The sequence below is a fragment of the Gordonia polyisoprenivorans genome (assembly GCF_017654315.1).
In the GTDB taxonomy this organism is placed as follows: domain Bacteria; phylum Actinomycetota; class Actinomycetes; order Mycobacteriales; family Mycobacteriaceae; genus Gordonia; species Gordonia polyisoprenivorans_A.
Genome location: NZ_CP072203.1, coordinates 3,662,080 through 3,674,106, shown reverse-complemented (window position 1 = coordinate 3,674,106; position 12,027 = coordinate 3,662,080). Strand labels below are relative to the sequence as shown.

7 protein-coding genes are annotated in these 12,027 nt (G+C 67.6%); 2 read left to right on the top strand and 5 right to left on the bottom strand.

What is annotated here, in order from left to right:
- Positions 1–211: 211 nt before the first annotated feature.
- From J6U32_RS16470 to J6U32_RS16460, 3 genes are read right to left on the bottom strand one after another with little or no spacing between them, the layout of a single operon-like run.
- Positions 212–3,556: an ATP-binding protein gene (locus J6U32_RS16470; protein ID WP_208791274.1), complete on the bottom strand. Its 3,345-nt coding sequence runs from the start codon at positions 3,554–3,556 to the stop codon at positions 212–214.
- Entirely contained in the window at positions 3,553–4,380 is an 828-nt protein-coding gene (locus tag J6U32_RS16465; RefSeq protein WP_208791273.1) for a DUF4194 domain-containing protein, read from the bottom strand. Before J6U32_RS16465 ends, J6U32_RS16470 begins: the two co-directional genes overlap by 4 nt.
- Positions 4,377–5,840, bottom strand: a complete 1,464-nt coding sequence (locus J6U32_RS16460) for a DUF3375 domain-containing protein (protein ID WP_208791272.1) — start codon at positions 5,838–5,840, stop codon at positions 4,377–4,379. Before J6U32_RS16460 ends, J6U32_RS16465 begins: the two co-directional genes overlap by 4 nt.
- Positions 5,841–6,106: 266 nt before the next feature.
- Between J6U32_RS16460 and J6U32_RS16455 the strand changes: the two genes are divergently transcribed.
- Together J6U32_RS16455 and J6U32_RS16450 are read left to right on the top strand one after the other, a co-directional pair.
- Entirely contained in the window at positions 6,107–7,579 is a 1,473-nt protein-coding gene (locus tag J6U32_RS16455; protein WP_208791271.1) for a cryptochrome/photolyase family protein, read from the top strand.
- A gap of 58 nt (positions 7,580–7,637) precedes the next feature.
- Complete coding sequence (locus J6U32_RS16450; protein ID WP_208791270.1) at positions 7,638–8,630, top strand: isopenicillin N synthase family dioxygenase; 993 nt, start codon at positions 7,638–7,640, stop codon at positions 8,628–8,630.
- Between the two features lie 14 nt (positions 8,631–8,644).
- On the opposite strand, the gene J6U32_RS16445 is transcribed toward J6U32_RS16450, so the two are convergent.
- Together J6U32_RS16445 and J6U32_RS16440 are read right to left on the bottom strand one after the other, a co-directional pair.
- On the bottom strand, positions 8,645–10,147 hold the full coding sequence (locus tag J6U32_RS16445; protein ID WP_208791269.1) for a CoA transferase: 1,503 nt from the start codon (positions 10,145–10,147) through the stop codon (positions 8,645–8,647).
- Entirely contained in the window at positions 10,144–11,961 is a 1,818-nt protein-coding gene (locus J6U32_RS16440) for an acyclic terpene utilization AtuA family protein (RefSeq protein ID WP_208791268.1), read from the bottom strand. Before J6U32_RS16440 ends, J6U32_RS16445 begins: the two co-directional genes overlap by 4 nt.
- Positions 11,962–12,027: the final 66 nt, after the last annotated feature.

Sequence of the window (12,027 nt, the reverse complement as noted above, 5' to 3'; positions counted from 1 at the left end):
GAGACCCGGGAGTCGAGAACAGCGCCGTGGCAGGAGATCTCGAGGCTCGGCGCACGCGCCTCGCACCTCGATCAGCGTTCATGAAGGACGCATGCGCCTGGTGAGGTGGTCGATCAGGAGTGGTGCGCCTGGTGAGGGGGATTCATCAGGGAGGCGTGCGGCGGGTAAGGGTGGTCGATCGGAAAAGCCCGCTCCTGCCCGAGGATTCCGGTCAGATCAGCCGATTCTTGCCCGACGCCCGCCGCAGGTCGGAGAACGCGCCGATCGACGTCGACGTCGCCGTCGCCACCGGGCGACCACCGGCCGCCTCGGACTTCGACACCATCACCACGTTGTCGATGTAGGGCTGGATGGTGCTGGTGTTCTGCACGGTCGCAACGATGATCAGCTGGAAGCCGAACTTGCGGAATGCCGAGAGCGCCTGCTGGGCGAACTGCGGGTCGGACTTCGAGAACGCCTCGTCGAGCATCAACTGCGCGAAGATCGGCCGGTTGTCGTCGCCATGCGGGCTGGCGAGGTTGAAGCTCAGTGCGCCCGCCAGACAGAAGGCCATCAGCTTTTCCTGCTCGCCACCGGAATTGTCGCCGGCATTGCTGTAGGTGCGGATCGTCTCGCCGGTCTCGGCGTCGTGCTCCTCGCAGTAGAAGTCGAAACGGTTGCGAACGTCGAGCGCGTCGCGCGTCCACTGCCGGTCCTCCGGGGTCGCCCCCGCCAGGCGTTCGCGCAGCAGGAGGATGTCGGCGTACTGCTCGAGGATGGCCTGCTCGTCGCCGAACGCGACGGCGGTCGACCGCCCCGCGATCTGACGCGCCTTCTCGGTGAGTTCGGCTGCGGCCCCGAGGTTCTTGCGTCCGGGCTGCAGGCGAAGTCGGGTGCCGCGATTGAACGCCACCGCACCCAGGCCCGTGTTGACCCGCTCGATCTGTTCGACGATCCGGCGCTCCTCGGCGTCGGCGGCCATGTGCAGGTTGAGGATCGCACCCGGCGCCTGCTCGGTGATGAGTCGGCGCATCCGCTCGTAGGCCGCGGGTAGCTCCCGCTCGTCGATCCGACGGCACAACGCGACGTAGTCATAGATGCGCTCGTCGAAATCGCTGCTGTCGTTGGGGATCTCGTCGGGGAACTCCTCGTCGTAGGTCGCGAGGATACGGGCCAGTTCGTCCCGGGAGCGGCGCGCATCGGCGCGCATCCGATCGCGATCGCGCCCGACCGCCTTGATCAGTTCCTGGCGGTAGGGATCCGGTGCGAGCACATCGAGGGTGGCCGCGGAATCCTCACGGAACGTGTCGAGGGCCGCCTGTGCGGGCCCGGAGATGTCCTCGGCCTTGAGGCGGTCGACGAGATCGAGCAACTGCGTCCGGCGCTCGTCCTGGGTGGCGATCCGATCACGCACGAGCGCGGCCTGGGAGATCGCCGCGCGGACCTGCTCCCAGATCTCCTCGGCCTTGCGTTGCAATGCCTCGACGTCGGGATGCTCTTCCATCAACAGTTCGTACTGCTCCGAAAGTCGCTCGGCGCGATCGTCGGCGGACTCGACGTCGATCTCACTCCACTGCGTGAACTGTTCGCACACGGTGCGGTACAGGTCGCGGCGGCGTTGTTTGTCGGCCCGTTCGCGTTCGAGGACGGCGGTGGCCTCACGTGCCGCGGCATGGATGCTGTCCTCGTGATCGAGTTCCTCACCGAGGGCCGCGACCTTGGCATCGACGTTGCCGACGAAGATGTACTGCGAGGGCCGCAACGCCTGCCGGTCGTCCTTGATCGCCAGCTTCGCGGAGTCCTTGCGCAGCCCGCGATCGGTGACCGCCTTGGCATGGTCGGCGAATTCGGCCGGATCGTCGACGCACACGTAATTGCCCAGCCGGGCGAGCAACGTCAGGGCCTCCGCCGAACTCGGGTGATCCGGATCGACCGGACGCAGGGTCGCGGCCAGGGTGCCCGGGTCGGGCAGTACCGCCGTGCGGCGCTCGACATGATGCAACTGGATCCGCCCACGCATGTCGTGGGTGTTCACGAACCGCAGGGCGGCATTGAAATGGCGATCCGGCACCAGCAGTCGCAGACCGGCGTTGCGCAGCACCTTCTCCACCGCCGGGCGCCACCGCTCCTGATCGGGGTCGAGTTCGACGAGTTCGGCGACATAGCGCAATTCGGAGTCGTCGAGCTGCAGCGCATCGGCGATCACCCGGCGCATCTCGTGCTCGGCGCGCGGCAACGCCGATCCGGCCTCGCGCACCCGGGTCAGCTCGGCGGCGGCGGCGTCGCGGCGGCTCCGCGCGGCGACCTCCGCGGCCAACAGCTCGGCATAGTGACCCTTGCCGGCCTCGAGTTGCCCGTCGAGGCGTGTCGCCTCCTCGATGAGCGATTCGCGTGTCTCCCAGAAGTCCTCGGCCGACTCGGGGATCTGCACATCGAGCGCCGACATCTTCGAATCGAACGACGCCCGCCGCATCGACACCTCGCTCGCCGCTTTGCCGGCCGCGGCGAGCTGCTCCTGCAGCGGCGCGAGATCGGCTGTGCTGGAGGAGATTCGCGAAAGCAGGTGGCTGTGATCCTGGCGCAGCTGGTCGTGCTGGGAGGTCAGCGCGGCGAGATCGCCATCCAGACGGGCGATCTGGTCGTCGAGGTCGGCGATCTCGGGCTCGGCGTTGCGGATTCGCAGGTTGGTCACGTAGGCACGGATGGTCGCGCTGTCGATGGTGTCGAGCACCGAGAACTTCGCCGACTCGGTCGCATACCGTTCCTGAACGGTCTCGATGTTGCCGAGGATGGTGCGCTTGCGACGCGCGACATCCAGGAATTCACGGGCCTCGACGAGTGGATCGATCTGTTCGAGAGCGTCCTTGATACCCGCGATGCTGGTCGGTTCGTCGAGCATGAACTCGCGGACGAACTGGGCCAGACCGCCGACGCTCTTGAGCGACTTGGCCTTTCCCAACAACTGCTGGGCGGCCTCGGAGCCGCGGATGCCGATCAGCGAGTACAGCGACGCGAGATACTTGCCTTCGCCGGGACCGCCCCGCCATCCGCGCTCGCGGAGCCGGGCGGCGTTGTGCCCGTTGGCCGCCCACTCGTTGCAGGCGTCGACGATGTCGGCGTCGCCGTCGGCGAGATAGTAGGCGCTGTGGGCGTCGGTCATCTTGCCCGCGGCGAGCCACTTGAGGACGAGGCCCGTGATCGACACACCCGAGGTGGAGGTATAGGTGACGGCGATGGCCGCCCAGGCCGGCCCGGTGCCGCGCAGGTACATGATCTCGCGCGTCGAGTTCACGCCGTCGCGACGCTCGCCCCACGCTCCACGCACGTACTTGCCGACCGTACGCCGACCACTCGCCGATCCGGCCGCCGTGGCGTCACCGGAGGCATTGAAGTTGCGCCGATGGTCGGGCAGGAAGGCCAGTGAGATGGCGTCCAGAAGCGAGGACTTACCGCTGCCCGATGACCCGGTCACTAGAGAACCGTTGGCGCTGAACGGAATCGAATGATATCCGTCGAAGACGCCCCAGTTGATCAGCTGCAGCCGCGACAGGTGGAACTGGTCGACACGATCGCTCACCAGTCATCTCCTTCGTCGGTCTCGTCATCCTCGGTGTCGTCACCGTCGTCGGTGTCCCGGTCGCCCTCCGCGAGGTATCCCGAACCGTCGTCACCGGATTCGGGCGCGGAGCGATCGAGCGTCTGTGCCTCGACCTCCTCGCCGGCGCCGATGAACTGTTCGAACTGCTGCTGCAGATCGGTGATCACCGATGCCGTCATGATCGCGGTGATCGCCGGACTCACGGTGAAGGTGTCGGGGTCATCGCGATGGCGGCGTAGCAACTCGAGTTCTTCGAGCTTGTCGATCGCCTTGTCGATGCGTTTGTCGAACAGCGCGAGGTCGCGATCGATGGTGTTGGAGACGCCGGCGAACAATTCGTGGATCTCCTCATGGGTGATCAGTACCTGATCCTCGCGTGCGGCCCGCATGTGTTTTGCCAGGTGCAGTGCGAGGATCGCGTCATAGGCCTGGATCGTCTCGCGCTTGAGTAGTCTTCTGCCCCAACGGGAGTCGTAGCCCACCTGCTCGACGAAGGCCACCTCGAGTTCGGCGACCAGGCGCAGCCGAAGATCGAGTTCGGACAGCCGGATGCGCAGGGACTCCTGGTATTCGACGATCCAGGACCACAGCTGGGGGGTACGGTCGCCGCTGACGTAGCGGCGGGTGAGTAGATTCTGCAACGCCCAGCAGGCGCGGTCGGGCATCGCCGAGACGTCCCCGTCGAAGCGTGGGACCTTCGTTTCCTCTGCGGCGGTCCGGCTCACCGCGGGCAGGTCGTCGTAGCCGTTGAACTCCTCGGCGCTGAACCCCTTGGCGGGAAACCGTTCTGACTGATCGGTCACAGGACGTCGACCTCCGCGGTGGGGATGGGTTCGGTGAAGTGCAGGGCAGGAATCTCGATGAGACGGTCCTCGCCGTCGAGGGACCGGAATCGGATGGACTCGGTCGCCACGGGGTCGCCGGTGGCCGCCGATTGCCGTAACGCCCACGACCACAACACGATCACGTGGGCGAGGTAGGGGTCGTCGAGGGAATCGATGACCTCCGACAGCGCCACCGGGCCGTCGACGACCGCGTTGTTGACCACCTCGGTGAGTTCGACGGTGTCGACCTGGCCGGCCAGCGACACGAACGAGTCGAGATCGGTCTCCCCCGTTGCGGGCACCGCCGGCTGTGGGGGTTCGGGCGTGCGGATCTCGAACGCGAGACGCCCGTTGGATGTCAGCGCGGGAGTGGCCAGCGGTAGTTCGTAGCCCAGCCGCCGATCGGCGAGTGAGATCGTGAGGAGTTCGTTGGCGGTGGCCAGGGCATCGTTGAGTTGACGGGCGATACCGCGACTCTGCTCGAGGGTTCCCGAGGCGACGAACCGGCGGATACGACGCGCGCAGCGACGACGGATCCGGCCGACCTCGTCGATCTGCTGGGTGACCAGTACGAAGAAGTTGTCCATCACCGACCGCAACCCCGGATCGATGGCGGGCAGATGCGCGGTGACGGTCTCGATGTCGGAGACCAGCCGGGCCCGCTGGGTCGGGTCGCCGATCATGTGCGTGAACGCGTGGTAGGAGGCGCTCTGCGAGGACTCCAGCAAGGCCTCGTAGTCGTCGAACATCTGCCGCTGACGGTCCCGATAGGCCAGATCGGAGTCGTTCGGATCGTCGAGGAGCGCGGTGGTGATGCGATCGAGCATGCTGCCGTACTGCCCGATGTCGGAGATGATCTGCTCCATCTGGTAGGCGATGGCGCGGGCCTCGTCCTCGGCGGCCCGCAGATCCGGCCGGCGTCGGCGGCCTGCGTCGAGGTCGGCGAGTTCGGCGTCGAGTTCCTCGATCTGATGGGTGAGGTCCTCACGGATGTAGCTGGGGTCGTCGCTGACCTGGCCGGCCACCCGCCGCAAGCCCGCCGCGATGCCATTGATCGAGCCGGCGGTGGCCACCGAGTCCTCCCGGCGCAGCCGTCGCATGTAGTCGAGCACCGAGCGCGCCTCGGGGGTGAGATAACAGAGGTTCTGGGTGGCCACGACCGGGTCGGCCATGCGATGCAGCCAGCCGTTCTTGGCCCACAGTTTGAGCAGATCCATGCCGTGGGGCTGGTCGCCGACGCCGAGTTCGGCCATGTCGCGTTCGAGCCGGATCGCCAGATCGGTCTCCGACCGGCGTGCCCCGAAGTCGAGGTGGCGCTCCATCAACGTCACGTAGAGCGCGGAGTTGGTCGCGGCGAACAACCGGACGGCCGCGGATCGTTGGATCGATCGGTTGGTCTCCCACGCCTGCATGAGCGTGGGCTCAGTCGCACTGTCCATCGCCGCCTCGTGGGTTCGTCTCGGGTTCGGTTGCTCGTCGGGTTCGGTTGCGATCGGGGATCGGGTTGGTGGTCGGGCCGCCAGGTAGTCTCCCACGTCCACCGAACTTGGCCCGCGCCACGTCCGCGCCGCTGTGGACAACCTCACCGACACGCCGAGGCGAGCGGGAAAGAGATCCGCATGTCGCGAGGCGCCGAACTCCAGGAAAGGACGTACGGGCACGACGGCTCTCGTCACGCCCGCTGCGAGAAGAGGGTGATCCACCGATGTCCGAGTTGCGCCTGGTCATGCCTCATCAGTTGTTCGAATCACATCTGAACGCCGAACCCGGCACCCGGTTCGTACTCGTCGAGCACGATCTGCTGTTCCGCCAGTACCGCTTCCACCGGCAGAAGCTGATCCTGCACCGGGTGTCGATGCGCCGGTTCGCGCAGCGGCTGCGCCGCCACGGATTCGACGTCGAGGTCATCGAGACCGACTCCCCAACCACCAGCCGAGAATCCCTGAGCGCTGTGGTCCGGCGCCTGCGCCCGTCGTCTGTGCATCTCTACGACGTCGTCGACGACTGGCTCGCCGCCGACGTGCGTGCTGCGCTGGCCGACGCCGGGATCGACCTCGACGACGAGGCCACTGCCGAGAGCCCCAACTTCCTCACCTCACGGCGCCAGATCGCCGAGTTCTTCGACGGCCCGACCGCTCGGATGAGCGAGTTCTACGCGTGGCAGCGCCGACGCCTCGGCGTTCTGGTGGACAGCGCAGGAGTGCCGGCGGGTAAACGCTGGAGCTTCGACGCCGAGAACCGCAAGCCGCTCCCCCGCGGGCTCGAGGTGCCGGTGCCGCGGTTTCCTGATCCGGACGATCAGGTCGACGCGGCCATCGAGTGGGTCGAGAAGGAGTTCCCCGACAACCCCGGCGATGCGCGGGCGTTTCGGTGGGCCACCGACCACCGCGGGGCACGCGAGATGTTCGAGGGCTTTCTCGCCGAACGATTCGTCGGATTCGGCCCCTACGAGGACGCGATCAGCACCAGGAATCGGTATCTCTTCCACGCCGTGCTCACCCCCGCTCTCAACGTCGGCCTTCTGTCACCGCGGACGGTGCTGCGCCGCGCACTCGAGGTCGGCGGGCATGGCGAGATCGGGCTCGCCGGGCTCGAGGGTTTCGTCCGTCAACTCATCGGGTGGCGCGAGTACATGCGGGCCACCTACGTGGCGCATGGTCGCGCGATGCGGACCGCCAATCGGCTGGGGCACCGTCGCGCCCTCGCGCCGGGCTGGTGGACCGCGCAGACCGGTCTCGAGCCGGTCGACGGCGTCGTGCGCCACGTCCTGCACTGCGGCTGGGCGCATCACATCGAGCGGCTGATGATCCTCGGTAATGCCATGTGCCTCTTGCGAACCCATCCCGACGAGGTCTACCGGTGGTTCATGGAGATGTTCGTCGACGCCTACGACTGGGTGATGGTGCCCAACGTCTACGGGATGAGCCAGTTCGCCGCGGGCACCGCCATCACCACCAAGCCGTACGTCTCGGGCAGCAACTACCTGCGCAAGATGTCCGACCTCGGCAAGGGCCCGTGGTGCGCGGAGTGGGACGGCCTGTACTGGACGTTCGTCGCCGATCACCGCGACGTCCTCGACCACAACCGCCGGTCGTCGGTCGTGGTAGCGAATCTCGAGCGCTTGGAACCGTCCAGAAGGGCCGCCCACCTGCGCACGGGACGGCGGTGGCTCGACTGACGATCGCGGAGGTGGTTCTCGGACCGCGCGGCGCACGTGAGGGTGCCACCATGGAGTCATGTTGCCGACCCTCGACCTCACCGCAGCCGACGCTGACGGGCAGGCCTTCGCGACCGCGTTGCGCGAGGCCGCCCACCAGCACGGGTTCTTCTACCTCGTCGGACACGGCATCGCGCCGGCGCAGATCGACGGGGTCCTACGACTCGCCCGCGGGTTCTTCGGGTTGCCCGACGCCGAAAAGGCGCGGATCTCCCAGCTGGACAGTCCGGCGTTCCGGGGCTATTCACGTCTCGGCGGTGAGTTGACGAACGGACTCGTCGACTGGCGCGAACAGATCGACATCGGCCCGGACCGGCCCGTCGTCGACGGTGCCCACGGGTACTGGAATCTGCAGGGCCCCAATCTGTGGCCGCAGCGCCCCACCGGATTCCGTGAGGCATTCGAGGCGTGGATCGCCGCCGTATCGGAGGTGGGCGTACGCCTGCTGCGGCACTGGTCGGCCTCACTCGGAGCGCCGGCCGGGTACTTCGACGACGCGTTCGCCGACCGTCCGGCCACCCTGCTGAAGGTGGTGCGTTATCCGGGCAGCGACGACCGGGACCAGGGCGTCGGAGCACACAAGGATTCCGGTGTCCTCACGCTGCTGCTGGTGGAGCCGGATTCCGAAGGGCTGCAAGTGGAAACGCTGGATGGTACCTGGGTCGACGTGCCGCCGAAGCCGGGCGCGTTCATCGTCAACATCGGCGAACTGCTCGAGGTGGCCACCGGCGGTTACCTGCGCGCGACCCGGCATCGGGTGCGCGCGCCGCGCCCCGGGACCGATCGCATCTCGATCCCGTTCTTCCTGAATCCGGCGCTGGACGCCACGATCCCGATCATCGAGCTGCCGCCGGAGCTGGCGGCGTTGTCCCGCGGTGTCGAGGCGGACCCGGACAATCCCATCTTCAGTACCTACGGCGAGAACGCCTGGAAGTCCCGGGTTCGTGCGCATCCCGATGTGGCACAACGACATCACGGGATCACCCCGCTCGGCCCGGCATCCGCCTACTGATCAGTCCGGTCTGATCAGTCCGGTCGCGCAAGCCATTCCGGCCGACACGAGCCGCGCGGAACCAGCACCGTGCGGTAGCGACCCGGCGTCTGGCTCATCCGAACCTGGTCGGTGACACCCTGATACGCCCCGAGCGGTGTCTCGGCGGTGAAGGTCTCGGGATCGAGATAGTGATGTGCGCCGTCGCCGACATCGGTGCCGGCGATCTCGTGGGCGTAACCACGATCGAACACACCCATCCCGATGATCCAGAGTGCAGCCCGGGTCAGCGACACGTGCACCCGGTAGCTGCCGCCGTCGCGGGCGCGGCGGGTGAGGGCTTCGACGATTCCCGCGGTCAGCAACCACGACACGATGTAGTCGTTGACGACGAGAATCGGAGGGAGCTTGGGTTTGTCGCCCCCGCCCTCGAGCAGCATCATCCCGGTCAGGCTGCCCGCGGTCTGATCGAATCCGACCTGCGACGACCACGGGCCGTGCTCACCGTTGAGAGAGGCGGTGGCGTAGATGATCCCGCGGTGTCCGTCGGCAGCGGCATCGGCGGACAGGCCGATCTTGTCGAGGTAGCCGGGTCGGCGGTTCGCGTAGAACACGTCGGCGTCGCCGAGCAGCCGACCAATCCGGGCGGCACCGTCGGCGTCGTAGGGATTGATCGTCGACGACCGTACGCCGACGTTGGCGGTGGCATAGGTCGCGTCGTGCTCGAGTTCGTCGGGGCGCCATACGTTGAGCACGTCGGCGCCGTGCAGGGCCAGTGCCCGGCCGACCCCGGCACCGGCGATCACATGCCCCATACCCAGCGCCCGGATGTCGTCGAGGGGCTGGTCGACGCCTCCGGGCAGCGGGACAGGGTCGCCGTCGGCGATGCGGGTGATCTCGATGAGCGGCATGTCGGCGAGAACTTCCCGATAGTGCGCTTCGTCGAGGAGTTCGGCCGTCGTGCGCAGCATCGGCAGGACGACACCCGCCTCGGTGGCCGCGGCCTCGAGTTCGGCGCCCTTCCAACTCGCGATGGCCGCCGCGACGGCGTCGTTGTCGTCGGGTACCCCGAGGAGCCGCTGCGCGCCGACCTTGATCTTCGGATACGGGTTCAGCGGCATCATCCACCGATCGTCACCGGTCCGGTAGAAGCGGAATCCCAGCGCGTTCGACGGATTCGACGGGGTGGCCGGCGGATAGCCGTTGAGCATCTCCCACCGGCGGTCGTAGAACGGGCACAACCGATGTGGTGCGCTCCGCAGGTCCACGGCGATGTCCTGGCCGGCGCCGCCGCGGACCTGCCACAGCTTGGCGACGGCGGCGGACTTGGCGGCGAGCGCGATGGCCGACGCACCGCCGAGACGCAGGGTGCTCGGCACCACCGGGTCGGCGCCGTCGAAGGTGACCGTGCCGCCGGTGTCCTCGGCCGACATGCCGATGCCGCCCAGGACATCGGCGAGTTCTGTTGCGGGATCGAAGGAGTCGTCGGTGGCCGGCGCGGCGATGGCCGCACGCAGTCGGTCGGTCAGGGAGGTCACACCAGCTCCTCGTGGTCGGCGGTGGTGAGGTCGGGGACGGTCGCGTCGGCGGTCAGCAGGTCGTCGGGGATCAGCACCTGACGCGAGCGCAAATACTCCCCGATCGCCTTGCCCACCTGGTCGATTCGCAGGTTCGACGATCCGCCGGTGCCGAGCAGGCCCTTGAACACGAAGTGGATCGCCCGCAGATCGGGGAACTCGTGGCGCACCACGTCGATGTCCTTGGTCTCGGGGATCAGGCGACGGATCTCGTCGGTGGACAGGAACCGCCGCAGCCACGGCCACACCCGCGGATCCGGGGTCCACACACCGACATTGGAGTTGCCGCCCTTGTCGCCGCTGCGCGCATGGACGACGGTGCCCAGCGGGGCGCGGGTCACCCGCTCGGGAAGCGGTGCCTCACCCGGTTCGGGATGCACGGGTTGAGGGGTCGACGCGGTGGCAGGGGGCACGGCGGAGTCGATGACGGTGCCGTCGTCGAGGATCGCCCGGTGGTGCAGTGCACTCTGTGGGAGGAGGCCCGGCCAGTAGTCGACCCGGGGTTGGGGACGCGAATGCAGTCCGGCGGCACCGTCGTGGAAGTAGCCGGGGATGCCCTGCAGGTACAGGCTGCCCAGGCGTGACCCCATCTCCGCCCGCGTCAGCGTTTCGGCATCGCCGGCGACCGCCATGACACGCAACGCCACCGTTGCCGCCCACTGGGATTCGGGGTCGTCGGCAGGCTCTCCGACCTGGGTGAGGTCGATCTGCACACCGTCGGGAAGATCCCGGTTCAGTTGGTCGCGGATGAGGGCGATCTTCTCCTCGACATGTGGTGAGGTGACGAACACCGTGTTGACCACGCTCGCGCCGACCGCTCCGAAGAGGGCGACCTTGGTGGTCGGTGGCGGCGGCGTTCCGGCCGCGCCGGACACGGTGACCCGATCGGGGCCGGTCTGATCGACCCGTACGTGGTCGAGGTGGACGGTGACATCGGGGTTGAGATAGATCGGGCCCTGGATCTCGTAGACGAGTTGAGCGGTGACGGTGTCGGCGGTGACCGCTCCCCCGTCACGGGCGTGTTTGGTGATGACGCAGGTGCCGTCGGCGGCGACCTCGCCGATCGGGAAACCCGGTGTCGTGCGGTTGGGGATCTCGAGGAAGCCGGAGAAGTTCCCACCGACCGCATGAGCACCGCATTCGATGATGTGGCCGGCGACCACGGCGCCGGCCAACGCGTCCCAGTCGTCGGCGGACCAGTCATGCCACCAGGCCGCCGGACCGACGGTCAGTGACGCATCGGTGACGCGGCCGCAGACCACGATGTCGGCCCCGGCGCTCAACGCACCGGCGATTCCCCAGCCGCCGAGGTAGGCGTTGGCCGCGATCGGCTTGGCTGCCCAGGTGTCGAGCGGCGCACCCGAATCCAGGTTGCCGAAGCGATGACCGGCGGTCTGCAGATCGGCGAGGTCGGCGAGGATGTTGTCGCCCTCGATGTGCGCGACGCTCACTGTGACCCCGGCGTCGGCGAGTTCGGTCCGTAATGCCTCGGCGAGCCGGTCGGGCGCGAACCCGCCTGCATTGGTCACGACCTTGATGCCGCGCTCGGCGATCGTGGCCAGGTGCGGGCGCAGTTGACGTACGAAGTACTCGACGTATCCGCGGGAGGGGTCACGGTGGTGCACCGCCGACAGTGAGGCGAGGGTGATCTCGGCGAGATAGTCGCCCATCAGGACGTCGACGGGATCGCCGGCGATGGCCTCGTCGATGGCGGTCCGGCGGTCGCCGAGGTAGCCGGAGAAATTGGCGATGCGGATGGGTCGTCGCGCGGTCATCGATACGCTCCTTCGCGTTGTCTGCCTGGCATCGATCGGCCGTAGGCGGCCGATACCGGTGTTTCG